The sequence below is a fragment of the Citrobacter sp. EC_71 genome (genome assembly GCF_019584005.1).
In the GTDB taxonomy this organism is placed as follows: Bacteria; Pseudomonadota; Gammaproteobacteria; order Enterobacterales; family Enterobacteriaceae; genus Citrobacter; species Citrobacter werkmanii.
The window spans coordinates 281,884-307,954 of record NZ_VDAY01000003.1; the positions used below are offsets into that span (position 1 = coordinate 281,884).

22 protein-coding genes and 1 pseudogene are annotated in these 26,071 nt (G+C 51.0%); 5 read left to right on the top strand and 18 right to left on the bottom strand.

The features are described from left to right. The first annotated feature begins 39 nt into the window (after nucleotides 1-39). The gene (locus FHD02_RS04870) at nucleotides 40-603 is read left to right on the top strand and encodes a MarR family winged helix-turn-helix transcriptional regulator (RefSeq protein WP_137365455.1); all 564 of its coding nucleotides are present in this window, start codon (nucleotides 40-42) and stop codon (nucleotides 601-603) included. An 85-nt stretch (nucleotides 604-688) separates the two neighbouring features. Here the strand turns inward: FHD02_RS04870 and FHD02_RS04875 are convergent, their stop codons facing one another. Next, nucleotides 689-1,558 (bottom strand): aldo/keto reductase, encoded by an 870-nt coding sequence (locus tag FHD02_RS04875; RefSeq protein WP_137370651.1) that lies wholly within the window; start codon nucleotides 1,556-1,558, stop codon nucleotides 689-691. A 273-nt stretch (nucleotides 1,559-1,831) separates the two neighbouring features. Next, complete coding sequence (gene mppA / locus FHD02_RS04880) at nucleotides 1,832-3,445, bottom strand: murein tripeptide ABC transporter substrate-binding protein MppA (RefSeq protein WP_220393643.1); 1,614 nt, start codon at nucleotides 3,443-3,445, stop codon at nucleotides 1,832-1,834. Nucleotides 3,446-3,629: 184 nt separating this feature from the next. Between mppA and mpaA the strand changes: the two genes are divergently transcribed. Then, the gene (gene mpaA, locus FHD02_RS04885; RefSeq protein ID WP_042308148.1) at nucleotides 3,630-4,358 is read left to right on the top strand and encodes a murein tripeptide amidase MpaA; all 729 of its coding nucleotides are present in this window, start codon (nucleotides 3,630-3,632) and stop codon (nucleotides 4,356-4,358) included. Here mpaA and ycjG read toward each other — a convergent pair. Continuing rightward, entirely contained in the window at nucleotides 4,333-5,298 is a 966-nt protein-coding gene (gene ycjG / locus FHD02_RS04890; protein WP_137370649.1) for an L-Ala-D/L-Glu epimerase, read from the bottom strand. The two genes, mpaA and ycjG, sit on opposite strands and share 26 nt — an antisense overlap. Before the next feature lie 115 nt (nucleotides 5,299-5,413). Between ycjG and tpx the strand changes: the two genes are divergently transcribed. Together tpx and FHD02_RS24845 are read left to right on the top strand one after the other, a co-directional pair. Then, complete coding sequence (gene tpx / locus FHD02_RS04895) at nucleotides 5,414-5,920, top strand: thiol peroxidase (protein WP_042308146.1); 507 nt, start codon at nucleotides 5,414-5,416, stop codon at nucleotides 5,918-5,920. A gap of 71 nt (nucleotides 5,921-5,991) precedes the next feature. Further along, nucleotides 5,992-6,063, top strand: a pseudogene (locus tag FHD02_RS24845) (hypothetical protein); the annotation flags it as partial. 329 nt (nucleotides 6,064-6,392) lie between these two features. On the opposite strand, the gene FHD02_RS04900 reads toward FHD02_RS24845, so the two are convergent. The 5 genes from FHD02_RS04900 to pspE form a co-directional block, all read right to left on the bottom strand. Further along, nucleotides 6,393-8,894 (bottom strand): lysozyme, encoded by a 2,502-nt coding sequence (locus FHD02_RS04900; RefSeq protein ID WP_137370648.1) that lies wholly within the window; start codon nucleotides 8,892-8,894, stop codon nucleotides 6,393-6,395. A gap of 321 nt (nucleotides 8,895-9,215) precedes the next feature. Beyond that, complete coding sequence (gene tyrR, locus FHD02_RS04905; RefSeq protein WP_061381265.1) at nucleotides 9,216-10,760, bottom strand: transcriptional regulator TyrR; 1,545 nt, start codon at nucleotides 10,758-10,760, stop codon at nucleotides 9,216-9,218. Nucleotides 10,761-10,906: 146 nt separating this feature from the next. Further along, complete coding sequence (locus tag FHD02_RS04910; RefSeq protein ID WP_220393644.1) at nucleotides 10,907-11,968, bottom strand: YcjF family protein; 1,062 nt, start codon at nucleotides 11,966-11,968, stop codon at nucleotides 10,907-10,909. Then, entirely contained in the window at nucleotides 11,965-13,362 is a 1,398-nt protein-coding gene (locus tag FHD02_RS04915; RefSeq protein ID WP_220393645.1) for a YcjX family protein, read from the bottom strand. Before FHD02_RS04915 ends, FHD02_RS04910 begins: the two co-directional genes overlap by 4 nt. Nucleotides 13,363-13,504: 142 nt before the next feature. Continuing rightward, nucleotides 13,505-13,822, bottom strand: coding sequence for a thiosulfate sulfurtransferase PspE (gene pspE / locus FHD02_RS04920; RefSeq protein ID WP_038640891.1), 318 nt, complete (start codon nucleotides 13,820-13,822; stop codon nucleotides 13,505-13,507). A gap of 230 nt (nucleotides 13,823-14,052) precedes the next feature. Here pspE and FHD02_RS04925 point away from each other — a divergent pair, with 230 nt between their 5' ends. After that, nucleotides 14,053-15,063 (top strand): LacI family DNA-binding transcriptional regulator, encoded by a 1,011-nt coding sequence (locus tag FHD02_RS04925; protein ID WP_042308138.1) that lies wholly within the window; start codon nucleotides 14,053-14,055, stop codon nucleotides 15,061-15,063. Nucleotides 15,064-15,094: 31 nt separating this feature from the next. Here the strand turns inward: FHD02_RS04925 and FHD02_RS04930 are convergent, their stop codons facing one another. The 10 genes from FHD02_RS04930 to FHD02_RS04975 form a co-directional block, all read right to left on the bottom strand. Then, on the bottom strand, nucleotides 15,095-16,000 hold the full coding sequence (locus FHD02_RS04930) for an OmpG family monomeric porin (protein WP_220393646.1): 906 nt from the start codon (nucleotides 15,998-16,000) through the stop codon (nucleotides 15,095-15,097). A gap of 65 nt (nucleotides 16,001-16,065) precedes the next feature. Continuing rightward, nucleotides 16,066-17,148, bottom strand: a complete 1,083-nt coding sequence (locus FHD02_RS04935; protein ID WP_042308134.1) for an ABC transporter ATP-binding protein — start codon at nucleotides 17,146-17,148, stop codon at nucleotides 16,066-16,068. Between the two features lie 10 nt (nucleotides 17,149-17,158). Then, nucleotides 17,159-17,827, bottom strand: a complete 669-nt coding sequence (gene pgmB, locus FHD02_RS04940) for a beta-phosphoglucomutase (protein ID WP_061381260.1) — start codon at nucleotides 17,825-17,827, stop codon at nucleotides 17,159-17,161. Then, nucleotides 17,824-20,100, bottom strand: coding sequence for a glycoside hydrolase family 65 protein (locus tag FHD02_RS04945; RefSeq protein WP_220393647.1), 2,277 nt, complete (start codon nucleotides 20,098-20,100; stop codon nucleotides 17,824-17,826). The genes pgmB and FHD02_RS04945 overlap by 4 nt, the downstream gene beginning before the upstream one ends. Then, complete coding sequence (locus FHD02_RS04950; RefSeq protein WP_061381259.1) at nucleotides 20,097-21,152, bottom strand: Gfo/Idh/MocA family protein; 1,056 nt, start codon at nucleotides 21,150-21,152, stop codon at nucleotides 20,097-20,099. Before FHD02_RS04950 ends, FHD02_RS04945 begins: the two co-directional genes overlap by 4 nt. 10 nt (nucleotides 21,153-21,162) lie before the next feature. Continuing rightward, on the bottom strand, nucleotides 21,163-21,951 hold the full coding sequence (locus tag FHD02_RS04955; protein WP_137370643.1) for a sugar phosphate isomerase/epimerase: 789 nt from the start codon (nucleotides 21,949-21,951) through the stop codon (nucleotides 21,163-21,165). 16 nt (nucleotides 21,952-21,967) lie between these two features. Continuing rightward, nucleotides 21,968-23,020, bottom strand: a complete 1,053-nt coding sequence (locus tag FHD02_RS04960) for a zinc-binding alcohol dehydrogenase (RefSeq protein ID WP_137370642.1) — start codon at nucleotides 23,018-23,020, stop codon at nucleotides 21,968-21,970. Nucleotides 23,021-23,047: 27 nt separating this feature from the next. After that, entirely contained in the window at nucleotides 23,048-23,890 is an 843-nt protein-coding gene (locus FHD02_RS04965; protein WP_003020474.1) for a carbohydrate ABC transporter permease, read from the bottom strand. Then, nucleotides 23,877-24,758, bottom strand: a complete 882-nt coding sequence (locus FHD02_RS04970; RefSeq protein ID WP_220393648.1) for a carbohydrate ABC transporter permease — start codon at nucleotides 24,756-24,758, stop codon at nucleotides 23,877-23,879. The genes FHD02_RS04965 and FHD02_RS04970 overlap by 14 nt, the downstream gene beginning before the upstream one ends. A 20-nt stretch (nucleotides 24,759-24,778) precedes the next feature. Next, nucleotides 24,779-26,071, bottom strand: coding sequence for an ABC transporter substrate-binding protein (locus tag FHD02_RS04975; RefSeq protein WP_042308124.1), 1,293 nt, complete (start codon nucleotides 26,069-26,071; stop codon nucleotides 24,779-24,781).

A 26,071-nucleotide genomic window follows, 5' to 3' on the forward strand; every position in this document is an offset into this window, starting at 1 on the left:
AGTTTTTAATCGATACTATATGTCGAGGAGGAAGTTGTTATGCACGACATGTCACTTTTCGATGTCCTGGACAGGCTTTCCAGCCTGACAAGGATGTGGTTTCGCCAACATCCATTACTGGCGGATCTGCAACCAGTACAACTCAGCGCGTTAATGTATCTGGCCCGTTGCAACCGTTATTCCAATACGCCGCTTGGCGTAACGGACTACCTCGGCCTCACCAAAGGCACCGTATCGCAATCGCTGAAGCTGCTGGAAAGCAAAGGACTGATTGTTCGTAAGCAGGATGCCCGCGATAAACGCAGCGTACATTTACAGTTAACTGAATCAGCCGGTACGTTACTGGACGCCCTGCTCCCGCCAACGTTTTTGGTGGCGGGTGAAACGGCGATGGGTGAACGCGCGACTGTACTTAAGGAGCTACTGTTTGAACTTTTACGTGGGATCCAGCGGACCAACAATGTGCCTGGCTTTGGACTTTGCCATAGCTGTCGCTTCCACCAAAAAACGGGTGGTCAGGGATATTGTAATCTGACGAAAGAGAGATTGAGTGAAGAGGATGCGTTGCTGATTTGCCGGGAGCACCAGCCCCCGGAAACTTAAAATAGCTGAAGGAAAATCACACCAGCCATTTTAACGCAGGCAAAAAAGTTGTCCGTTTTACGAGCTCGCGACGTTTTCTCCACGCTCAGTCATGGATTTTAACACCTAGGCAGCCGCGGACGAATTCAGGGTAAAAGTGCTTCACCGCCTCACCCACATAGCCTAGATCCAGCGCGCTGATTTGCGCCATTTCACTATCCGTGAGTGAGAAATCCCAGATGGCAAAGTTCTCTGCAATACGCTCCTGCCGGGTGGATTTAGGAATCACCGTGACGCCGCGCTGCACGTTCCAGCGCAGAACGACCTGAGCAACCGTTTTTTGATGGGCATCCGCAATCCCCTGGAGCATTTCATCTTCATACGGTTTATGCCTGCCACCGCCTAACGGCGCCCAGGCTTCAGGCTGAACGTTATAGCGCTTCATGGTTTCGATAGCTACAGGTTGCGCAAAGTAAGGATGTAATTCGACCTGGTTCACCATCGGCTTAATTCTGACGGTTTCACAGAAGTTAGCTAATACATGCGCATAGAAGTTGGAGACGCCAATGGCCTTCAGTTTACCGGCTTCATAAGCCTCTTCCAGCGCGCGCCAGGCGCTGAAATAATCGCCCATGGCCTGATGCAATAAATAAAGATCAATATATTCCAGGCCCGATTTTTTCAGCGACGCCTCAATACCGGCTTGAGCCATATCGTAGTTGACCATATCCTGGACCCACAGCTTAGAAGTGATAAATAACTCCTCGCGGGTACACAGACCTTCGGCAATGGCTGCACGAACCGCCTCACCCACGGCATCTTCATTGCTGTACACGGCTGCGGTATCGATGAGGCGGTAACCGGTACGAATAGCGCTTAATACCGACTGCTTACACTCTTCTTTATCGGTGACCTTAAAAACGCCAAAACCAACCATCGGCATTTTGCGGTTGTTACTTAGTACTGAGTATTCCACGGCCAAGCCCCTGTCATGTTAAAACACCATATTAGGCCAGAACCCCCGCCGTGATTAGCCTGTCATCTCTGATTTGACCTATGCATGGAATTCATTAATACAGACGAGGTTATTCTGTTGAAGATACGGCAAGAAGGGATAAGGGCGACGACATCACTCTTGCTGAATGTATCAGAACGGGCTTGGCTGAGTGGAGCGCGTACCCTTTGTTTATTCTCAGGGCTGCCCGGCAGTGGCGCTCTTTGCCCATGCCGGTAACCAGCTACTTCTTAATCAGTGCTTCACAATATACATTGTGCGACTGTATGCGACATCTTCCGGGTTAGTAATCGGGTACCCTTTCAGCCACGGTTGAATTAACCGCCCGTTGGTATATTGATAAATTGGCGCAATAGGTGCCTGTTCCATCAGAATTTTCTCTGCCGTATTATAATCCGCATTCCGCGCCTTCTCGGTATTTTCCAACGTAGCCTGAGTTAAAACTTTATCGTATGCCGGATTATTAAAGCGGGAGATATTGCCCGTATGGGTCGATGTTAATAGCGACAGGAACGTCGAAGGCTCATTGTAGTCCCCCACCCAGGAAGCGCGGATCACATCAAAATTGCCGGTATTACGGCTGTCGATATAGGTTTTCCACTCCTGATTCTGCAGTTTTACGTCAACGCCGAGATTCTTCTTCCACATAGAAGCCACAGCGATAGCAATCTTTTGGTGGTTTTCAGAGGTGTTGTACAGCAGCGTCAGTTTCAGCGGCTTCTGCGGACCATAGCCTGCCGCACGCAACAGCGTTTTCGCCTGAGCATTCAACTCTTCCTGACTCATTTGCTCAAACGGCGAAGGTTCAGGTACAAATCCTGCCGTAACATCCGGCGTAAAATGCCATGCGGGCTTCTCGCCGGTACCCAATACTTTCTCCGCCATCAAACGACGATCGATCGTCATGCTGAGCGCCAGACGCACGCGGGAATCAGCAGTCGGTCCCTTCTGGGTATTGAAGGCATAATAGTAAGTGCCAAGCTGAGGCGGGGTATAAACCTGGCCCGGAATATCCTTCAACAGTTTCTGATACATGTTTTTCGGAAAGGATTCAGTGATATCAATATCACCCGCAAGGTAGCGCTTGGTGGCTGCCGATTCCTGATTAATGGGCAGGAAGGTAACTTTCTGCAGAACCGTTTTGCCGTTGTCCCAGTAATGCGTATTCGGTACAACGACCAGTTTTTCATTTACGACGCGATCTTTGAGCACATAGGCGCCGTTACCAATCAAATTCCCCGGTTTGGTCCACTCTTTGCCGCTTTCGACGTTGGCTTTTTGTACCGGATAAAATGCAAAACTTGCCGTCAGGTTGGCAAACCAGGGGAGCGGTTTATCCAACTGAACTTTCAATGTACGCGCATCGACTGCGCTAACGCCAAGCTTATCAGGCGTTGCTTTGCCATCGATGATCGCCTGAGCATTGCTAATACCCGCCAGCGCAGCAAACCACGCAAACGGTGATAGTGTTTTGGGATCAACCAGACGCTGCCAGCTGTAGACAAAATCCTGCGCCGTTACCGGTGTACCATCGGACCATTGCGCGTTGTCGCGTAGCGTAAACGTCCAGATGCGGTTATCGTTACTTTTCCACTGGGTGGCAACGCCAGGAACAATTTCTCCCTTCTCATTCTGATTGACAAGCCCTTCAAATAAATCACGAATAACCTGAATTTCAGGAAGTCCGACGGCCTTTGCCGGATCAAGTGACGCCGGTTCATCTTTTATATGCCGCACCAGTTCTTGTTTCTCTGCCAGTACCGTTCCGCTGGGAACATCAGCAGCCCAGGATAAGGAAATGCTGCTAACCAACAGCGCACAACAGGTTACTGAAACAGAATGCTGCATAAAATACCCTCAATTCCGGCTACTAAGTGAATGTGTAATTATTTGTATCGCCAGCAGGAAATGCAATTAACTTCCGACAAGAAAGTGATATTACACCTGAAAAGATAAGTGTGTGAAAACGATTTGATTATCCATACATTTTGCACAACACTGCGAGTAACTATTCGAGCATTCAGAGATGACTATGACCGCTACCCGTCCCCGTGCCGAGCGCGGCGCATTTCCGCCAGGAACCGAACATTACGGACGTTCATCGTTAGGCGCACCGCTAATCTGGTTTCCTGCGCTGGCAGCCGATCGTGAAAGCGGCCTGATACTGGCAGGTACACACGGTGATGAAAACTCATCGGTCGTCACCCTTTCCTGCGCATTGCGTACGCTTAACCCTTCCCTGCGTCGTCATCATGTTGTGCTGGCGGTGAACCCCGACGGTTGCCAGCTTGGGCTACGCGCAAATGCTAACGGCGTAGATCTTAACCGTAACTTTCCTGCCGCAAACTGGAAAGCGGGTGAAACGGTGTATCGCTGGAACAGTAGCGCAGAAGAACGCGACGTGGTATTGCTGACTGGCGAGCATCCGGGGTCAGAACCAGAAACCCAGGCGCTGTGTCAGCTTATTCACCGGATTCATCCCGCCTGGGTGGTGTCTTTCCACGATCCGCTGGCCTGTATTGAAGATCCCAGACGCAGCGAATTGGGCGCGTGGCTGGCGCAGTCATTTGAGTTGCCCCTGGTTACCAGCGTAGGTTATGAAACGCCCGGCTCTTTTGGTAGCTGGTGTGCCGACCTGAACTTGCACTGTATCACCGCCGAATTCCCGCCCATTTCATCCGATGAAGCGAGCGAGAAATACTTGCTGGCCATGTCCAATCTCCTGCGTTGGCACCCTAGAGATGAAGCTGTCCGGTCGTAAAATGCAGGGCTGGCTCCGCATCACTGGCAAGCCAGGTAGGTCCATCGAGATCGGCAAAACTGACCTGCGGCGTGAGGGGTAACGCCGCACCAATCGCCCGGGATGTACACAACATGCAGCCCAGCATCAGCGCAAATCCTTGTTCGCGAGCATCAACGGCCAGCGCCAGCGCTTCGGTCAGGCCACCCGTTTTATCCAGTTTGATATTGACCATTTCATAGCGCCCGTGCAGCGCTTTCAGGCTGCTGCGGGTGTGGCAACTTTCATCTGCGCAGATCGGTAGCGGATGCACAAAATTCTCCAGCGCGGCATCATCCTGCGCCGGGAGCGGTTGTTCCAGCATCGCAACCCCTAAATCAGCCAGAAGCTGACAGCGCGCGGCCAGCCCCTCTGCCCGCCAGGATTCGTTGGCGTCGACAATAATCGTGGCATCAGGCACAGCCGCACGAATGGCAACCATCCGTTCGCTGATTAAACGCTCATCCAGTTTGACTTTCAGCAGTCTCGCCCCCTTCTCCCACAGTGCTGCCGCGCTCGCCGCCATCTGTTCCGGCGTACCAATCACCACCGTTTGCGCTGTCGTCACCACCTCCGCCAATTCGCAACCCACCAGTTCAGCCAGAGACTGCTGCTGTTGACGCGCACTCAGATCCCACAACGCACAGTCCACGGCGTTACGCGCCGCTCCCGCTGGCAATAGCTTTTGCAGTTCTTCGCGCGTCAGTCCATTTTCCAGTTGTGGCGCAATACTCATAATTTGCGCCAGCACTGAGGCATCGCTTTCACCGTAGCGCGGATAAGGCGTACACTCTCCGATGCCTGCGACGCCATTTTCTTCTACTTCGACAACCACCACATGCGCTTCGGTTCTGCTCCCACGGGCAATAACAAAGGGAGTGTGCAGCGGCCAGGCTTCCTCATATACCTTTACTGTTCTCATTCGTTTTCCTTAGTGCAGTCCCTGAAGCGGATATCCGCAAATAGCGTTTGCCGTGTTAACTGCTGATGGCATAAACTAGCCTCGACGTTAACTATATGTAAACAGGAAGATAACCATGTCACAAACCGTTCATTTCCAGGGCAACCCGGTTGCAGTCGCTGGCTCCATTCCTCAGGCAGGAAGCAAAGCTCAGGCTTTTACCCTTGTGGCTAAAGATCTGTCTGACGTTACGCTGGGCCAGTTTGCAGGCAAGCGCAAAGTACTGAATATTTTCCCAAGCATCGATACCGGCGTTTGCGCGGCATCGGTACGTAAGTTTAACCAACTGGCGACAGAAATCGACAATACCGTCGTACTGTGCATTTCAGCCGACCTGCCATTTGCCCACTCACGTTTTTGCGGTGCGGAAGGTCTGAGCAACGTTATCACGCTGTCCACCCTGCGCAATGCAGAATTCCTGAAAAACTACGGCGTTGAAATCGCTGAAGGCCCGCTGAAAGGCCTGGCCGCTCGTGCTGTGGTCGTTATCGATGAGAATGACAACGTCGTTTTCAGCCAGTTAGTTAATGAAATCACCAACGAGCCGGACTATGATGCGGCGCTGGACGTGCTGAAAGCTTAAAAGCACTTAGCATTCTATACAACACATTCTCAACCTCGCTACGGCGAGGTTTTTTTATACTTTTACTGAACAGCTATGCCTACCCCGTCACGATTGAGTGCGAACAGAAGCAAGTTCAGCAATTACAGCCTGGCGCCAGCGCGTAGTTTGATCTGACCTATACCCTAAATAATTCGAGTTACAGGAAGGCGGCGACGCAGAGAATCCTCAGGAGCTAACTCAAGTAAGTGACTGGGGTGAGCGAGGAAAGTCAACGCGCATGCAACCTGAAGTATGACAGGTATATAGCCTTGCTTCACAGTCTGCAGCAGGTGAAAGGCGTTGAAAGCAGAATTGCTTTGATTCGGGTAGAGGCAAAGATCACGGTTGATACCAGACCTCTGGCGAAGGAATACGTTGTTGACGGCAAGATTTATCAACAATTAAGCCGTAACATTACTGTTACGGCTTTTGAAGGTGAGGACTTTTTAACTTACCTGGACGCTTTTAACATCTCATCCGTTAAGGTAATCGAATCCAGTACGGTAAAGATTTTTGCACTTTCACTACTGCCATCGGCGGTAGCCGCATAAACTTTATCACCCGCTTTCAGTTTATTTACAGAAATAACCTCAGAAGGGGACCAGTATGCATTCGTCGGCTGCGAATTCATCACCGTGTAACAAACTTTGCCGTTCTTCTTGACACTCCCCTTGAACCAGGAACCACAAAAATTGGTGGTCGTTTTTCCTTTCGCGTCGGTTGAATCGTAATAAAAGTTAACGTACTGATACGTAGCCATCATTGCCATAGATGAATTGATCGTATAGGACAACGAACCATTTTTAACTGACGTCTCTGACGATGCAATTTGCGAAGGGCTACCCGTACTCACATCTTCAAGTGTGTACTGATAAGTTAACACAACGTTACCTTTCTCATCGGTAACTGCAACGTTATGCCCTTCAGTAACGTTTCCAGACAATATGGATAACTTAACCGTGGAATAACCATTACCTGAATCGGTTATCGTTACCTGGTCGTTCCCTTTGTTGCCATATTTACCAAAATAGTACGGCTCACCAACGGCATCACGATTCCAACCATCGTGTTGTAATGTAACGGTATACTCTCCACTCTTAATACTGGCGGTATTTTGCGTCCATTTTAATTGCGGATTATTATTTGTCGATTTGTCTACATTGATGTCTTTTATTTCCGTCTCTGCCGGTGTCTCATCGCTATGGGTAAACGGCGCAAACACTTCGCTGAAGGCGTATTTCGCTGCCTGGGATTCCGTTAAACCACTGTGTTCCGGTGATACCTGACCGGCAACGCCCGGCTGATCACGCATCATCGACCACATGCCAATCATGCCCATATCGCGATCTTTGGCATCGTCCATCACCAGGTTCGCATCCGACAGATAGAACACTTCGCCCTGCACGTCGTTGTAGCCGTTCATCGGCGTAACGCCCATCATGGCGTTGATCTCAGCATCGCTCTTGTCAGTAAAGATCTGCTTCAGTTGGCTGAACAGGTTTTCAATGGCTGAGGTTGCACATTTGCCATGAATATCCTGCCCTTCCTTACCGTCGGACTGACAGATACTGCTTCCGTAGTCCATCGCCATCACGTTCACACCAGCCAGATTAACCCCTTTGGCCTTTGCATCGTTCAACACATACAAACCGTCATCGGTCAGACCGGTCGGCAGAATGGGCAACGTGTACCAGATCCCCACGCTACGATTTTCCGTTTTCCACTGATCCTGCGCAGCCTTAACGGCTTCGTTACGGCGGTTAATGGAGGCATGGTCAGCAACCCAGGTGCCTTCGATGTCGAAGTCCAGCACGTTCAGATTAAGGTTTTCAACGATGTCATAATAGTGCTGTTGCAGTTGTGATACGTCGGTACAGGCTGCCGCCAATGGTGAGTTGTTGGCACCGCCGATAGAGACCATGACATCTCCGCCTGCTTCACGTAGCGCTTTGATCTTGCTGTACTGCGTGTAATCGTTGACGTTGTACGCCGTGCCCCACGTTGGCAGGCAGGTATCAGCATCCTTCGCCACCACAAAGGCCATGGTGAAGTGGGTCACACCCTGGTTTTTGGCCAGACTGGCAAGGTCAGGTAGCGAGTTCAGAGTATAGTCGACATACGGCGCGTAGACATGCGCTGGCCACGGTGCTGAAGGCGTTCCGACCATCGCTTTAGTGCCGGACCAGTCAATATAAATTTTCCACGGGTTGGTATCGGCTGGCGTGACTTTCTGGACTTTAGCCTGGGAGACATAATTGTCTCCGTTATAACGAATTAATGTACCGCTTTCATATAGCGTCGATGAATTAAACTCAGGTGCGTTATTTAATTGATCTGTCGTATAGGTTACGACGGCGCCTAACGGCTTCCATGGACGGCCATTCGTGCCAGACGGGTTCTGATTCTCGGGCAGCGAAGGATCATCACCAAGGGTATAAAACAGAGCCTCATACTCCTGGCCGTCCTTCTGAACTTTATCGCCTTTGTTGTAGGTTGTGGTTGCTGTCCACTGCGCGACTTCCGCATACACTTCCCACGGATTGGCTGCACCCGGCGTGAAGCCGTATGCGCTCTGTGCGGTAGACGTCTGCCAGGTCGCATTGTTGTAAGTGACAATATCATTGGCATTGTAGGCATTTGCGCTATTGTAGTCTGGATAGGTTACCGTACCTCCGCCAGTATCGCACGTTGTCGGGTTGCCATATTCCGCAATTTCCGCTGAAGTTGCATCACGTTCAAAACGCCACGGGTTATTTGGGTCCTCATCAGTGGCATTCCCCGGGCAGTCCGAAGCCCCCACCCACCAGGCATTAGTATAGACACCGCTATTGTAAATAACTTCGTAAGGACCTGTTCCTTCTTGCCCGTTCCAGGCTTCAAGAGCAAATACAGGAGCAGCCGCGCATAATACGCCCATCCCAATCATTGCTTTGGTAAATATATTAAGTTTCATAATCATCCCTTATTAATAATTGCATTATTCAAAATGCCATTAATTGTAAAAGGAATAATGAATTAGCGAAATAAACTACCGCGAAAAGGGTAACTAATTAAGAATGAGGGATACTGGTCGCACCAGAATTCATATTAAATATGATTAATAAAATTCATTATATATATCTAAAATAATGCGAGTGTATGAAGGCAACAAGTGAGTGTATTTCCAGGAACATAGAAACTATGTGACTGAGGTGAACGAACCTAGTTAACGTACATGTAGCCTGAAAACAAATAAAATATTGCCAACCCCGATAACAGAGTTGGCAACCGTATTCTATTCTTCGCTTTTTTTCTGCTGGCTCAGACCATACTCGCGCAGTTTATTGGCTATTGCGGTATGGGAAACGCCAAGCCTTTTCGCCAGTTTACGCGTGCTGGGATAGTTCATATACAGCTGCGTCAGCACCGAGCGTTCAAAGCGGCTGGTAATTTCATCCAGCGAGCCTTCCATCACATCTTCTCCGACCGCAACCGTTGCCGCATCGTAATCCGGCAATAGAATATCCTGTGGCCGCAGCTCATACCCCTCCAACTGGGTCAACGCCCGATAGATGGCATTTTTAAGCTGGCGCACGTTACCCGGCCAGCCGTAGCGGGTTAATACCGTGCTGAGATCGGCGGATAATTTCGGGCGTGGTACGCCCTGTTCGTCGGCAAAACGCGCCACAAACAGTTCGGTAAGCGGCATGATATCTTGCGGACAATCGCGCAGCGGCGGCAGGTTGAGGGTCAGCACATTCAGACGATAATACAGATCTTCACGGAACAGTCCTTTCTGCACCAGCTCCACCAGGTTCTTTTGCGTGGCGCAAATCACACGTACATCGACATGGACTTCATGATCTTCGCCAACCCGGCGGAAGGTCCCGTCATTGAGGAAACGCAACAATTTGGTCTGCATGCTCGGCGACATTTCGCCAATCTCATCCAGCAACACCGAGCCGCCGTTAGCCTGCTCGAAGAACCCTTTTTTACCTTCCCCTGCGTGACCAAACAGCTCGCTTTCGACCGCGTCTTCAGGGATCGATGCACAGTTCAGCGCCAGATACGGCTTCGCCGCGCGCGGGCTCGCCAGATGACAGGCGTGGGCAAAGAGATCCTTACCCGTACCGGTATTACCGGTGATTAGCAGCGGTGCGCTCAGTGTCGCCAACTTACGGGCCTGTTCTACGACATGCTTCATTTTGGCGCTGACGGCAATAATCTGGCTAAACGCGCTCAGATCCTGCGTGGTCATATTTTGCAGCTGACGCCCCATCCGGATGGTGGAACGCAGCATAACGACGGCTCCCGTCAGCATTTGCTCCTGATTTTCACCCTGCAAGTGAACTGGCGTAATTTCCATCAGGAAATTCTGTCCGTTAATCACGACATGCTCGCTATGTGAATCCTGCGGATTGCTTTCGAGCCAGCGCTGGAAGTTAAAACCATTGATTAACTGGGCGGCAGTATGATTACGCATCCGCTCCTGAGAGTGAGCAAAAAGCTGACAGCTCGCAGGGTTCGCCATCTCAATTTTGCTTTTCATATCCAGAGAAAGAACGGGTTCAGGCAATGCCTCAAGCAGCGCGCTCAGTGCCAGATGTTCACGTTCGGAAGGCATCCAGGGCACGGTACGTACATCCGTAACCCCTGAAATACGGCGGATTTCAGCCATCAGGCTACTGAAGTTGGTGAACTCCAGTTCCGCAAAATTAAGGTAAATACGCCCGATGGGGTCAATCTCGATACCGCGTAAATCAATGCTTCTCAGCACCAGTAAATCGAGCAATTCGCGGGTCAGACCAAGTCGGTCTTCACAAAAGACTTCCAAACGCATAGGAACCTTCACCTGGACAAGGGATTATGTGTTAAATGATAAGACAGTATTTGGTTTGCAGGAAGAACTCTGTCAACAAATATTGACAGCACGCCGGAAAATAGGGGGCCGCGGCGTAAAGTTATACGATCGGCACCCTCTTCTGGCTAACTTTCACGCGGAGACTTGTTCTTTTGTAAGGTCTCTTTGACCTGACCAATCAACTGGCGGCGAAAATCCCCAAGGCGTGGTTTATCGTCATCGATCCACGGGAGCGGACGGCAGAGTTCCATCGCTTTAATACCCAGACGCGCCGTTAACAGCCCGGCACCAATACCCTGCGCAGCACGTGTGGATAAGCGCGCCGCCAGATCTTGCGACATCCAGTCCATGCCAACCTCGCGGACCAATTCGCTGGCGCCGGCAAAGGCGATATTCAGCAGCACCAGCCGGAACAGACGCAGACGACTGTAATACCCGAGATCAATGCCATACAGCGAGGCAATACGATTAATCAGCCGCAGATTGCGCCAGGCGATAAATGCCATATCCACCAGCGCCAACGGGCTGACGGCAATCATCAGCGTGGACTCCGCCGCAGAACGGCTAATTTCGCGTCGCGCCTGCGCGTCCAGCACAGGTTGCACAAGATGGGCATACAGGCTGACGACTTCACGATCGTTTTGCGTTTCGTGGATAGAGGCATACCAGCGCTGTAAAGCCGGATGCGACTGATCGATACCCGCCTGCTGCGCCAGCTTTTCACAAAATGCGCGACCTTTTCCTGTTCCGTGGCTATGAAGCAGGTCTCGCGCTTCATCACGTTCATGCGCTCGCTGGCGCAAACGCCACAACCTGCGCCACTCGGTCACCACCGACCCCACGCCCGCGCCGACGATCAGCGCGCCCGCGGCGCACCCTCCCAGCGCGATCCAATCCTGGGTCTGCCAGGCGTTCATGGTCCACTGCACGCCCTGTGCGACAACGCTCACGCCGAACAGCGCCAGTCCGCCCATCACCATTTTGCGCCACAAACTGCGTTTAGGACGCAAGGCAGCATCAATCACCGCTTCTGCCTGACCTTCGTCTTCCAGAGGCTCATCCAGTGTCGCCGGAGCAAAGGTCTGCGCTTCCGTTTCATTGAACATTTGCTGCGCTTTAAACGCCGGGTTTTGTTCCACGTCCAGCGGACCTGAGAAATCGATACGCGGTTTTAACGGCTCGCTCATCGCAATTTATCTCCTATTAAAAACTCCAGCGCGGCATCAAGACGGATATGCGGTAAGGGTTTATCAACATCCATCACCTGCGGGCGAAATGCTTCAAACTGAAATCCCTGGCTGTCCCAAAACGCTTGCCCTGGCAGCCGCGCGGGCACTTCGCCGGGATAGACGGTCAGCGGTTCGCCATCGCTCAGGCGATTGCCACGCAGCGCCGGGATCTTTTCGCCTTTCATATCAATCAGGCCGCTGGTGGTTGCCTGTACCGATGCCAGGCCCAGACAGTCCATGCTAATACCTTCGAACGCGGCGTTTTGCCAGGCATCCTGAATCAGTTGCTGGAGCAACGACACCATATTGGCGTGCTGATCGACCGTGACATGGTCAGCTTTGGTGGCGGCAAATAACAGTTTGTCGATCACCGGAGAGAACAACCGACGAAACAGCGTACGCTGCCCGTAATGGAAGCTTTGCATCAATTGGGTCAGCGCCAGACGCATATCATTGAACGCCTGTGGCCCGCTGTTGAGCGGTTGCAGGCAATCCACCAGTACAATCTGGCGATCAAAACGCAGGAAGTGATTCTTATAAAAGCCCTTCACAACCTTTTCGCAATAGTAATTAAACCGCTCGCGCAACATGCCTGCGTTGGTGTGTTTGTCCGCCTGCGCCAGCTTAGACTCACCGTATTCTTCCACATTCGGCCACGGGAAGAATTGCAGCGCAGGCGCACCCGCCATATCTCCCGGCAGGACAAAGCGTCCTGGCTGAATAAAATGCAGTCCCTGCTGTTTGCACTGATGCAAATACTCCGTCCACGCGGCGGCGATTTCCGCCAGACGGTTTTCATCAGCAGGGGCCAGCGGATCCAGCCCCTGGCAGAGCTGTCGCCATCTGGCCGACCATTCGCCCCGCTGACCTTGCAATAATCCGGTCATCTGCCGCGACCAGCTCAGGTAATCCTGCGCCAGCATCGGTAGATCGAGCAGCCACTCGCCCGGATAATCGACGATTTCCAGGTATAGCGTGGAGGTGTCTTTGAAGTGGCGCAGCAAAGAGTCATTGGACTTGTAGCGCAGCGCCAGGCGAATTTCGCTCACCCCGCGCGTCGGTGTCGGCCAGGCTGGCGGAGAACCATACAGTTGAGCCAGTCCCTCATCATAGGTAAAACGCGGAATGCCAAAATCACGTTGAGGAACCCGTTTAACGCCGAGCAGACGCTCTTCGCGCACGCAGCTGAGCAACGGTAGGCGTGCACCGGCATGAATATTGAGTAACTGGTTTACCATTGCGGTGATAAACGCCGTCTTACCGCTACGGCTAAGCCCGGTGACAGCCAGGCGTAAATGCCGATCTACGCCGCGATTAACCAGCGAATTGAGTTCATTTTTAAGTCGCTTCATCGCCATCCCGTTATGCTGAAGGAACCGAAGAAATTATAACAAACAGGAAGTAAAGATAGGGGTCAATTCTTATTTATCAACTACCTGAGCGGTGTCAGACGGCATTATTCCTGCCGCCTGTTACAGAAGATATACGGATGGTTTAGTTATTCTCTACTTTTGGCAGCGCAATCTGGTTGATCCCACCTTCATTCGTCACCTGCGTGTAGCCCATTTCAACAAGCATATCCTTCGCCTGTCCCGATTGACGCCCGGAGTTGCAATACAACTTCACGGTGTCGGTCTTATCAGGCACTTCTGTTGCGATACGCGCCTTCATCTCTTTTAACGGAATATTGACGGCCCCCTGAATATGCTGCTGTTGGTATTGCTCAGGAACACGAACATCAATCCAGTGTTCTGCAGCATAAACCGGCATGCCAATGACCAGTGCCAACGCTAATACGCCTTTTTTAAACATAATATCTTCCTGATCGAGAGTGGGATTTCACTACAACACTATACGCCAGTTCTTAAGAAAATATTGCGACTGCATTATCATCGTACACACCAGCAGATCGCATTGTTCTTCAGGTAACACATTGTGCGGTGTGTCTTTTGATTTTTCTGTCAGCATTCTGTGATTGTTGTCATTCGGCATTGAACTCCATAATATGTCCGCCATTGACTCTCGGACGGAGCTTGGGATCTATGTCTCCTACCATTTATGATATTGCACGAGCCGCTGGCGTATCAAAATCCACGGTATCGCGCGTGCTGAATAAGCAAACCAACATCTCGCCGGAAGCGCTGGAAAAAGTGCTGCGCGCTATTGATGAGTTACAGTATCAGCCCAATAAACTGGCTCGGGCGCTCACCTCTTCCGGCTTTGACGCAATAATGGTGATATCAACCCGTTCTGCCAAAACAACCGCCGGTAATCCCTTTTTCTCTGAAGTGCTGCATGCTATTACGGCCAAAGCCGAAGAAGTTGGTTTTGATGTCATATTACAGACGTCGCGAAGCACCGAAGATGATTTACAAAAATGTGAGAGTAAAATTAAGCAAAAATTGATCAAAGGCATCATTATGCTGAGTTCTCCCGCTGATGAATCTTTTTTTGCAAGACTGGATAAATACAACGTTCCGGTCGTGGTTATTGGTAAAGTGGAAGGTGAGTACGCCAATGTCTATTCTGTAGACACTGATAACTATCGCGACAGCATTACATTGACAAATGCGCTTATTGAGAGCGGCCACAGTAATATTGCCTGTTTACATGCCCCGCTTGACGTTCATGTTTCCATTGATCGCGTCAATGGGTATAAAGCCAGCCTTCAGGAACATAACATTCAAATACGCGATGAGTGGATTATTGATGGGGGTTATACACATGAAACAGCCCTGCTCGCTTCGCGGAAATTACTGAGTCAACAACCGTTACCCGACGCAGTATTTGCCACCGACAGTTTAAAATTAATGAGTTTATATCGCGTGGCGGCTGAGAAAAATATCGCCATTCCGCAACAGCTTGCCGTTGTAGGCTACAGTAATGAACTGCTGTCATTTATGCTGACACCCGTACCGGGAGGCATTGATGTCCCAACTCAGCAGCTCGGCGAACAAAGCTGTAATTTATTATTTAATCTGATTGCCGGTGAGAAAGGATTGCAGAACATCACCGTGAGCACGCAAATATCGTTAGCCGACTCACTGGTGTAAAAACAGGGGCATAACAATGCCCCTGCACATTTTAGAATGCGTAATTCACACCAATACCCGCATAATGGAATCTGTCGCTTTCACCTTCGTCATGATCTTCCCATTCATAGGCATATTCCAGGGTCATTGATAAACCATTCTGGAAATCATAGGCATACAGTAAACCAAGGCGATTGAAATCATGCCCTTCGCGTTCCGGATCATCCTGCCAGTCCCAGTTTGACCAACGATCAAGGCCAATACGGGTGTACGGCGTCAGGGTGGTATTGCCGAAAGATAACGGTAAGTAAGCACGAATTTCCTGGGTTGAGAACTCACCATTATTACGCGAGTCCGCCAGATTAAAGCCGCGCTCGAGATAATAGTTGACCGTTAAGCCCACCGTTTCGTTGAAGGTATAATTCAGACCGGTTTCGCTTTCAACGCGACTATCGGAGTAACCTGTGGTACTCAAGTCATTGACGAATTGATACATCGCCAACCAGCCGCTAAAACGTAAATCGTCAGTAAGTTTAATATCCCAGTCCGGCTGAACTTTCCAGCGCTGCATATTGGCAGTGTCTTTTCCTGGTTCATTAACATAGTGATAGCCGTAATTACGGAAACCACCGGTCAATCCGAAATTAACATCCTCGCTTTCGAGGAATTGATAGCGAACTTCCAGTTCCGGGCGATCAAACCAGGTACCGCGTTTACCCTCGCTGTAATCAACCGGGCCTTCCTGATAATAGGCCAGAGATATTTTCCATGGCCCATTGGACGCATTAAAATAGACAGACGGCTCAGCCAGTCCATCCATATCTTCGCCCTGACCTTCAACGTTTTCTATTTCGTACATGGCACCGATATTAAAGTGCCAGTCATTCTTTTCAGCGGCCTGCGCGCAGGCCACTCCTGCGCTCATCATCAGCGCAGTAGCGGACAGTAGGGTTTTCATTATTATTCCTTGTTAAAATACTCGCAAAAATGCCCCAAGGTTTGGGGGGTTACCCCCCCGGAATTTTATTGAATAGCCACTTCAGTTTCAGCATCAAAGAAATGGCATTTCGCCATATCAAAATGAATAGTGATATTTTCTCCTGCGTGATAATCATTCACTGCCCCGGCACGGACCACCAACTCATGCCCCCCAATAACGGTATAAAGCATAAACTCAGCGCCAGTTAGTTCTGCCACACTAATTTTTGCCGATACATTATTTTCATTATTAAGCTGCGGATGTATATCTTCAGGACGAATACCCAGTATAACGGCCTGATGCTCATAACCCTGCGCTTTTAACTGTGCTAATTTATTCTCGGGAATGGTTAACTTCAGCGTTTCGGTAACAAATTTATTACCATCAATCGCGCCACGAATAAAATTCATGGCCGGTGAACCAATAAATCCGGCGACGAACATATTTGCCGGGTGGTTATAAACCGTTTTAGGTGCACCAACCTGTTGAACAATGCCATCCTTCATAATCACAATACGCGTTGCCATCGTCATGGCTTCGGTTTGATCATGGGTAACATATATCATGGTGGTATTCAGTTTCTGATGCAGTTTGCTAATTTCTGCCCGCATCTGCACGCGAAGTTTGGCATCGAGATTCGATAAAGGCTCATCCATCAGGAAGACCCCAGCCTCACGAACAATCGCACGTCCCAGCGCCACGCGCTGACGCTGACCGCCAGATAACGCGCCAGGCTTACGCTGCAGATAATCGCGCAGGCCAAGGATTTGCGCCGCCCAGTTGACGCGCTCCTCGATCACTGCCGGAGCAATTTTCTGCATCTTCAGGCCAAACGCCATATTGTCATAGACGGTCATGTGCGGGTACAACGCATAGTTCTGAAAAACCATCGCAATATTGCGCGATTTCGCCGGCACATCATTCATCCGTTTACCGTCAATCAGCAGATCGCCGCCGCTGATCTCTTCCAGACCGGCGATCATGCGCAACGTCGTTGACTTCCCGCAACCGGAAGGCCCAACAAAAACAATAAACTCTTTGTCTTCGATTTCCAGATTGAAGTCTTTTACGACGTGGACCTGGTTGTCGTAAATTTTTTGAATATGCTGCAACGAAAGCTGTGCCATGTTGAATCCTTTACTTGTCGTGTTGCCAGAAAGCCGATAAGCACGGCCACGTCAAAAATTCGGTTGAAGGAAGTTGCAAGTTTGCCCCGTTCAGCCCCGTACCGATGCCAACGGAGAGCATGCCGCAGGCGTTGATCGCATCAACGCCCGCTTGTGCATCTTCTATGCCAATGCACTGCTGCGGGTCAACGCCAAGCCCCGCACAGGCCGCCAGAAATATCTCTGGATCCGGTTTTGAATGGGTTATCAGCGCTGCATCCGCACAAAAGTCAAAACAAGCGCTAAGATCAAGCGCCTGTAAAATAGTGGGCGCATTGAGCGACACTGAGGCCAACCCAACCGGAATCCGCTCTTCCCGTAACGTCATTAACAGCTCGCGAATCCCAGGCAATACTGAGTCGACCGTTAACTGGCGCAAAGAATGGACGTACAGCCGGTTCTTTCTCTCAGCCAATTGTGCGCAAGTCTCCGGAGTAAACTCCCCCGCCTTCCCGCCGTGGTGCAAAATACGCTGCAGTGATTCGCTGCGACTAATCCCTTTCAGGCTGTCATTAAATGCTTCGTCGATCGCAATCCCTACTTCGTTGGCTACCTGCCGCCATGCCAGAAAATGCAAATGTGCGGTATCGGTAATCACGCCGTCCAAATCAAAAATGATGGCCTGTGGTTTGAGTATCATTCATCATCCCTTTTTGTGGTAGCGGTCCCATAAATAGACGTAATAACACCGTCATAAGTAATCGCTGACGCCCCCTGGACGGCGATCTTTTCGCCATTAACCCACAAGGTAATACGCTCAGTGGTGCTAATGCGGATTTCAGCTTTATTGATAGTGACCTGCATATCAACGCCCTGCCAACGCAGTGGGAAAGACAGAGTTTTCCAATGGTCAGGTAATGCAGGGGCAAAATGTAACTCCCCGTGGCGAACATTCACGCCGGCAAATCCCTGGATTGCGCCCAGCCAGATGGCCCCCGTCGCCGCTGCGTGAATACCGTCATCACAGCTATGTGGATCGTCACCAAGATCGATAAGCGATCCTTCACGCCAGAAGCGATATCCCTGCTCTGAATCACCACAACGCGCTGCCACAATCCCATGGATAGCCTTACTCAAAGACGAGTCATGAATGGTGCGCGGTTCGTAAAACCACAGGTTCGCCAGACAGGTTTGCGGGGTAAATTGCTCCGGCAGCATATAGGTCAGCATCACCACATCGGCCTGTTTGAGAATTTGCATCTCATTGACCTCTGCGCGGGAGTAATCGAGCAAAATCGTCTGCTTGCCCGCTTTCGCTTTGTAACTGGACAGATCGATAACCGGTTTGCTCAGGAAGGTGTCATCCTGAGGTAACACACCATCGGACAACGCTTCCGGACGCCAGAGATGGCGTAAAAAATGCTCAGCACGATGAATAAAGGTCTCATCGTTACAGCCCAGGCGACGCGCAAAATCCAACGCCTGCTCCACGTTGTACCAGGCCATGTAGTTGGTGAACGCATTATTGTTCACATGCTCGGTGTATTCATCCGGGCCAATAACATCGTGGATCTCTAAACGGTCATTAACCATAACGGCTCTGCTGATCCAGAACTTTGCTGTTTCCAGAAGCAGCGTTATACCTTCACGGGACATAAAGTTCATATCCCCGGTGGCATGCCAGTAATTGATCACCGCCCAGGCAATATCCGCCACGAGATGATGCTCAGCCTGTGCGGAGGCCACTTTCTGCCGCAGCCCGGTACGAATGTTGATCGCCGCGAATTCAGGCGTCTCTTCCTCACCGCTGCGCGCGCTCTCCCAGGGAAACAGCGCCCCCTGCCAACCGTTGCGGCGGGCTTTCTCACGCGCGCCCGACAAATTATGCCAGCGGTAACGCAATAAACTTCTTGCGGTTTTCGGCTCGGTGAAGAGATGGAACGGTAACAGAAAGACCTCGGTATCCCAGAAAACGTGGCCTTTATACCCTTCTCCCGTCAGACCTTTCGCCGCAATACTGCTGCGCTCATCGTGATCTGGCGTCATTACACGCAAATGATAGAGAGCATAATCCAGCGCTCGCTGATCGCTCATATCATTACTGGTGACCTGAACACGATGGCTTTGCCACCAGGCATGCCAGTTGGCGGTCGATTCCGCCAGCAGCGCGTCATATCCCTGCTGGGCGCACGCTTCCAGATTACGCAGCGACTGGCGTCCCCAGGTTTCCAGCGACAGGCTGCGCTCGCTCGCCCAGTCGATCCAGCTAATTTTCGTCAGCGTAACGCGTTGTCCGGTTTTTGCCTGCACGCTATTGTGTTGTAACAACCGACGTTCTTTCGCGGTGAAGCAGCGCTGCGCCGCACCGTCTACGTCGCAAAACGTCGTGATCGCGATATCGTTGCGATTGTCCTGGGTGGTGTAAATGCCTTGCAGAAGATGCTGACCAAATACCCGGACCTGCGTTTCATCCAGATGCTGACGTCCGTGATTGGTGAGCGTGGCATCAATCCCGGTTGAGATGCCAATGAAGGCATCACCACCCAATGGGGTAACAGCAACTTCCATAGCAAACAGCGGCAGTTGTTGCGCCGAGACAAACCGCCGACTCTCAATAGCGAAACGTGCACCGCCAGGCGCTCGCCAGACCAGGGCACGGCGTAATTCACCGCTGGTAAAATCCAGTTCTCGGTGCCAGCTCTCAATCACGCCGCTGGTTAGCGAGAAAATCTCGCCATTAAGCGTAATCTCCACGCCCACGACATCCGGCAGATTAACCAGTTCATTAATTTCGCCTTTCCCTGCCCGATGATACAGTCCCGCAATATACATGCCGCGAGTCTGTAAAGTGTAGGCTTCTTCATGGCTGGCGCGAATTCCCATATAACCGTTGCCGGTCGTCATGAGTGAAGCGAATTTATTCAGACTGTGTGGGCAAAAAGCCGGTTCGGTTAGCATTACTGGCTTCGTCATAAGTCTACATATGTTCCTGTTTCAGCCGATTCATACAGTGCGGCAACCAGTTGTTGAATAACGACGCCCTGCTCTGCGTCCGCAATAGCGACAGGCTCGCCCTGTACGTGATTTACGAAAGACTCCATGCTGCGAAAGTGACGATTGTCATCGGCTATTTCGCGCTGGAACAGCACATCCAGCGTTCCGTCACGATCGGTATAGACCTGCGCCGGAAATAAAGTCGCCCCGGCAAGATCGCCACAGAAATTGACGTTCATAATCGATTGTTCAGGAATATTCAGCGCGAAAGAGGTCTCAAGGCGCAGGATCCCGCCGTTATGAAATTCGATCGTGCCGAACAGAGAATCCTCAACGGTGTACGTCGCGGGATCCCATTCCCCAAACTGGCCGCTGTTCTTACGCGTACCAATACGTTGATAGCTGTGCGCGTTAACGCGCTTTACCGCCGGGAAGCCCAACACATACATCGCGGCATCAAGCATATGGATACCGATATCAATCAGCGGCCCGCCGCCCTGCAGTTCCTTGTTGGTAAAAACACCCCAGCCGGGTACGCCGCAGCGGCGCAAGGCGCGGACATTAGTGACATAGATTTCACCCAGCACGCCGCTCATTACCTGTTCGCGAAGCAATTGTGTATCCAGTGCGAAACGATGATGAAAATCATAAGCCAGTACCTTCCCCATACGCCGCGCCGTTTGACACATCTCCAGCGCCTCGTCTGGCGTCATAGCCGGGGGCTTTTCGCACATCACATGGCAGCCAGCGTTCAGCGCCAACATGGTGTGTTCATAATGAAAACGATTGGGCGAACAGATGCTGACGATATCTGGCTTAGCCTCGCGTAACATCGTCTGAGGATCATCCCAAACCTGCGGATTACCGTATTTCTCTGCCAGCACCTGCGCCTGTGACAGGCGGCTGTCACAGACAGCCACCAGTTCCAGATCGTTGCGGGTGCAGTAGTACGAAGCATGAACTTTATCCGCGACCTGCCCGGCGCCGATAATGGCGACACGTAGCGGAGCGCTTGTCAGTGCACTTTTCACGGAAATCCTCTTAGCAGGTACGCAGCCAGGCCAGCGACTGACGGTATGCTTCCGGCAGGTTCTCCGCCCGTACGCGCCCTTCATACACTACATAGCCCTGATAATTATCTTCACGCAGTTGGTCAAAAAGCGCAGAGAAATCCAGCGTACCGCTCCCCGGCTGATAACGATGGTTATCCGCAATATGCACGTGTCCCAACAGATCGCGATTGTCATGCAGCGCCTGTGCCATATCGTCTTCTTCGATATTCATATGGTAAAAATCACCAATGATTTGCACATGCTTCAGGTTGTTTTCCACGATATAGCGGCGAGCATCCGCCAGGGTGTTGATCATATGATCCTGATATCGGTTGAGCGGCTCAAGATACACCACCGTCCCCGTACGCTCGGCAACTTTATCGAGATAAATCAATGAATCACTGACGGCTTTACGATCGCCTTCCAGACTACGCGGAGAGGTCATCGGCGGTAGGCGGAAGGTAAACATGCCCCAGGCGGCAGGGACAATAATGCCTTGCCCGCCTACTTCGGACAGCGCTTCGAGAATGCGGGTAATCTGCTGTAAACCATTCAAACGACGTTCTTCGATAAAATCACCGATCCAACCGTCATACCCCCCGCAGACGGTGGTAACAGGCAGACCCGTTTCTTTGATCGCCGCTTTCACTTCCTCAAGATTGTTGACCAGCAATTTGCCGTCAATTTCAAAACCATCAAAACCCATCTCTTTGATGTAACGGAATTTCTCGAGAATATTTTCCGGGAAAAAAGCCTGATTCTGTGTTCCGATTTTCATTTTCTGTATTCCTTAATTAAAACGTCACGCCCATTTTGATGCTCTGTTCCGGATGGCGATCGACATACTGCATATAGCTTTCCGGGCTGCTGGCGAAGGTGACTACCGGATCGATAAGCTCTTCACAGTTCAGATAACCGTTCATCAACAGTTCCCAGCAGGTCTCCTCAATGCGCTTGCGGCTCCAGCGCGGATAATCTGGATTTGGTTCACTGCAGGCCCGGGAGAAGACGATTTTGGCGTTGTTGAAGTGCGCTTCACGGCCCAAGTTAAACCCTTCAGCAAAAGGTTTTGCGAAGGCGACATAGGAGATGGTTCCGCCATAGGCCAGACCGCGTAGCGCCGATTGCAGCGCATCCGCATAGCCGCTGGTTTCGATAATCACATCCGCGCCCTGTTTGCCGGTCAGTTTTTTAATTTCCATGCCCACGTCGGTGCCAATCGGATCCAGACAGAAATCAGCCCCATGGCGACGCGCGATATCACAACGATGGGCAATCGGATCCACGCCAATAACCACTGACGCACCCGCTTTCTTAGCCAGTTGTACGGCGATCTGGCCAATTGCCCCTAACCCGACGATGACCACAAAGTCGCCGACGCGCACATTGGCATCGCGCACACCGCTCATGGCGAACTGTGCAGGGTCATAGCACACGGCATTTTTCCACGAACTACCTTCTGGCATTTTGCGCAGTTTGTAGTTGTTTACGGCGTTAAAGATTACCGTTTCTGCCAGTGGGCCGTAGCCGCATACAGAATCGCCGACGGCGTAATCGGTCACATCGCTACCACACTCAATGACATCGCCCACCACCATGTTGCCAAGCTGGAACTTACCGAACTCAATTCCGCGCGGCGCCCCTTTCGGACGCGGCATAAACATTTGCCATTCGCCGTTAAAATCTTCATCAATAAACGGACTGGCAGCGCGAAAATCGACCACTTCGGTGCCATGTTTCGGTGCGCCAAAACGTACGCGGACTTTCACTTCGTTGGCGGAAACTGTTCTGTCTTCATATTCAACCAGCGCTGCAACACGCGGTTCGGTGGCAACTAACTTCTTCATTTACAACTCCTTAATTAAACTGGCCGCTTAGCCTTTCACGCCGCCTGCGGTCAAACCACTCTTAATAAAACGTTCGGAAAGCGCATACATAATGACCACCGGCAATGCGGTGACTAACGATGCGGCCATCATGCGTCCCCAGATATAGTCAGGCGTACTGAACAGCGCGTTCAGACCGACCGGTAATGTGAAATTGCTGGCGCTGGAGAGGAAAATCGAGGCGAACAGATAGTCATTCCACGCAACCATAAAGCAGTACACAAAGACTGAAACCAGACCGGACATGGCCAACGGCACGGTGATGCGAAAGATAATTTGCAGACGATTTAATCCATCCATCATCGCGGCCTCTTCTATCTCATCCGGAATGGTGTCGAAGTAGCTTTTCAGCATAAACACGGCTGTCGGCAGCGTTTGGGTCACCATGGTGATAATCAACGCCATTTCGGTATCATAAATGCCGAGGGCCGTAATGATTTTGAAAAGCGGCACTACCAGCAAAATCCCCGAAAACATGTACACCGTGTAAAAACTGGCATTGATGGTCATCCGTCCCTTAAAACGCAGACGGGAAAGCGCATACGCCCCAAGCACGCCGAGAAACACCGCCACCACCGATGACGTGACCGATACCACCAGGCTATTACGGAAGTAGTCAACAAATGGGAAGATCATCGGGTTAAAAATGTCGATGTAATGTTCCAGCGTCCATTGCTGAGGTAACAGCGTGGGATGCAGCGAGATCGCCTCTTTTGCGCTTTTGAATGAGGTCATCAGCATCACAAAAAACGGAAATAACGTGATGCCCAGGAAGACAATTAATCCACAGTAAAAGCCGATGCGGCCAAGCGTGCGTTTATTTGTTGCCATTGAGGTTCACCCGTTTTCTGGTCAGCAGGATAACAGCGAAAATGATGACGAAGAGGACGACAGAAATAGCGGCCGCTTTGCCTAAGTCATTAAATGCAAACGCTGTTTTATAGAGATAGACCCCGAGAATATCGACTTTAGTGGTCAGCAGATAAACATCGGCGAACATATAGAACATCCAGATCGTACGCAGCGTGACTACGGTCGCCAGCACCGGCATGATCGCTGGCAGCGTGACGATACGAAACCGTTGCCAGGCGTTCGCGCCATCCATTTCCGCCGCTTCATACAGCGATTTATCAATAGTCTGTAAAATCGCCAGAAACGAGATAAAGGCATACGGAAAGTAGCGCCAGATGGCGAACAGCACGACCAGTGCGAAGCTGCTGCCTGGATTGTCGAACCATAACGGCGCCTGCTCAAACAGATGCAGCAGATCCACGCCGAGATAGTTCACAATGCCGTAGCCGTTGTTGAACATGTATTTCCAGGCAAACACCAGCGAAATAGATGGCGTTACGTAAGAGAGGATCACCAGTGAGCGCGCCGTTTTCCGCAGAGGAAACTCACGGTTAAAAAACATCGCCACTCCCAGCCCCAGCACCGTGCTCCCGGCAACAACCAGCGCGGTATACCAGACCGTCATCCACAGCGAATGCCAGAATCCGGGATCGGTTAAGATACGGATATAGTTACTCAGGCCGACAAATGTTGACTCAATTTGCGGATTGAGCGGCAGACGCATAAAGCTGATTTCGATGTTAGATATCATCGGCCATGCAACTAACCCCCCCAACAAGAGTAAGCTGGGCGCCAGCAGCAGCATGGCAAATGGCATATCCGATCGACCTGAAAAGAACTTATTCATCACGGCTTTCCATTTCCCCATTAGCGCTGTTCAACAAGGTCATCCAGTTTGGTCTGGCTGGCCTTCATCGTCGTTGAAAGGTCAGCTTTTCCTACCGTGACGTTGTGCACCATGGTGCTTATGACGCCGGAACCCGTAACGTCACCCATGCGGGTAAAGTTCTTATCGCCGACTGCGCCGAAGACCTGAATATTCGGCAGTTCGGCAATCAGCTGATTGGGTAACTCACCCAGCGCTTTAATGACGGCGTTATCTTTCCACGTTGAGGTGTTCACCACCGCTTTATTAACCGGGAGCGCGGCACCTGGGGACATCATTACCCAGTCAGCAATGTTGTCGGCCTGCTCCATAAAGGTGACAAATTTTTCTGCGGCTTCTGTCTCTTCGGTTTTTTGTCCTGCGGTTATGGTCAGCGACGTCAACATGCCATATACAGCAGAGGTTTTTTCCGTCGGTACCATAAAGCCAACATTTTGAGGATCCCCCTCCTTAATCACCGCCGGGAGGATATAGGTGGAATAAATAGCCATTGGTGCAGTGCCGTTCATGAAAGCGTCTTTGACCTCCATGATGTCGTTAGAACCCGGCATCGTGTTTGCCGCAAGCGAGCGATAGTATTCCAGCGCCTGCGCCATCTCTGGCGTATCAAGGGTTATCTTTCCCTGCGCATCGAAAACGTTAGCCTGGTTAGAAAGCGCGAACTGGGAGAAGGACTGTTCGGTCAATACGCTTTCCGCCGTAGGGAGCGCAATACCATATTTTTTGCTGGCAGGATTGTTTAGCTTTTGCGCCACGTCGAGCAATTGCTGCCAGTCTTTCGGTTCTTCAAGGCCTGCTTTTGCCAGTACATCTTTGCGATACCAGACCCCGCCAATCCAGGCGCTGACCGGAACCCCGGTCCATGCAGAGCCATCTTCGGTGCGTACAATACGCAGTACGCCATCATAAAACGCGTCTTCACCTACACCGTTAATGACCTGCGCCACCGCTTTACGATCGATAAGCGATTCTTTGTCCATGACTTTCGCGTAGTCATGGCTGGTTTCAATAACTTCCGGAAGTGAACCGCTACGCGCGAGGGTAATCACTTTGGTGTTGTAAGCATCCTCTTCAACAGGAACCTGTTTGACGCTGATACCGGGGTTCTCTTTTTCAAAGCGCTCAATCAGTTTGGCAATAACCGCCTGCCGCTCCTGCTCTACAGAAGAGTGCATAAATTCAATTGCGACAGAGGATTTTTTATCATCCTTACACCCAGAAACCAGGGCGCAGGACACCAGTGCTGAAATCAGCACAATTTTAGCTTTAAGCAT

What these genes read in the sequence shown, in the direction of transcription:
- FHD02_RS04870 (WP_137365455.1), top strand. Translation starts at nt 40, where the DNA reads ATGCACGACATGTCACTTTTCGATGTCCTGGACAGGCTTTCCAGCCTG.
- mppA (WP_220393643.1), bottom strand. Translation starts at nt 3,445, where the DNA reads ATGCAGCATTCTGTTTCAGTAACCTGTTGTGCGCTGTTGGTTAGCAGC.
- mpaA (WP_042308148.1), top strand. Translation starts at nt 3,630, where the DNA reads ATGACCGCTACCCGTCCCCGTGCCGAGCGCGGCGCATTTCCGCCAGGA.
- ycjG (WP_137370649.1), bottom strand. Translation starts at nt 5,298, where the DNA reads ATGAGAACAGTAAAGGTATATGAGGAAGCCTGGCCGCTGCACACTCCC.
- tpx (WP_042308146.1), top strand. Translation starts at nt 5,414, where the DNA reads ATGTCACAAACCGTTCATTTCCAGGGCAACCCGGTTGCAGTCGCTGGC.
- FHD02_RS04900 (WP_137370648.1), bottom strand. Translation starts at nt 8,894, where the DNA reads ATGAAACTTAATATATTTACCAAAGCAATGATTGGGATGGGCGTATTA.
- tyrR (WP_061381265.1), bottom strand. Translation starts at nt 10,760, where the DNA reads ATGCGTTTGGAAGTCTTTTGTGAAGACCGACTTGGTCTGACCCGCGAA.
- FHD02_RS04910 (WP_220393644.1), bottom strand. Translation starts at nt 11,968, where the DNA reads ATGAGCGAGCCGTTAAAACCGCGTATCGATTTCTCAGGTCCGCTGGAC.
- FHD02_RS04915 (WP_220393645.1), bottom strand. Translation starts at nt 13,362, where the DNA reads ATGAAGCGACTTAAAAATGAACTCAATTCGCTGGTTAATCGCGGCGTA.
- pspE (WP_038640891.1), bottom strand. Translation starts at nt 13,822, where the DNA reads ATGTTTAAAAAAGGCGTATTAGCGTTGGCACTGGTCATTGGCATGCCG.
- FHD02_RS04925 (WP_042308138.1), top strand. Translation starts at nt 14,053, where the DNA reads ATGTCTCCTACCATTTATGATATTGCACGAGCCGCTGGCGTATCAAAA.
- FHD02_RS04930 (WP_220393646.1), bottom strand. Translation starts at nt 16,000, where the DNA reads ATGAAAACCCTACTGTCCGCTACTGCGCTGATGATGAGCGCAGGAGTG.
- FHD02_RS04935 (WP_042308134.1), bottom strand. Translation starts at nt 17,148, where the DNA reads ATGGCACAGCTTTCGTTGCAGCATATTCAAAAAATTTACGACAACCAG.
- pgmB (WP_061381260.1), bottom strand. Translation starts at nt 17,827, where the DNA reads ATGATACTCAAACCACAGGCCATCATTTTTGATTTGGACGGCGTGATT.
- FHD02_RS04945 (WP_220393647.1), bottom strand. Translation starts at nt 20,100, where the DNA reads ATGACGAAGCCAGTAATGCTAACCGAACCGGCTTTTTGCCCACACAGT.
- FHD02_RS04955 (WP_137370643.1), bottom strand. Translation starts at nt 21,951, where the DNA reads ATGAAAATCGGAACACAGAATCAGGCTTTTTTCCCGGAAAATATTCTC.
- FHD02_RS04960 (WP_137370642.1), bottom strand. Translation starts at nt 23,020, where the DNA reads ATGAAGAAGTTAGTTGCCACCGAACCGCGTGTTGCAGCGCTGGTTGAA.
- FHD02_RS04965 (WP_003020474.1), bottom strand. Translation starts at nt 23,890, where the DNA reads ATGGCAACAAATAAACGCACGCTTGGCCGCATCGGCTTTTACTGTGGA.
- FHD02_RS04970 (WP_220393648.1), bottom strand. Translation starts at nt 24,758, where the DNA reads ATGAATAAGTTCTTTTCAGGTCGATCGGATATGCCATTTGCCATGCTG.
- FHD02_RS04975 (WP_042308124.1), bottom strand. Translation starts at nt 26,071, where the DNA reads ATGCTTAAAGCTAAAATTGTGCTGATTTCAGCACTGGTGTCCTGCGCC.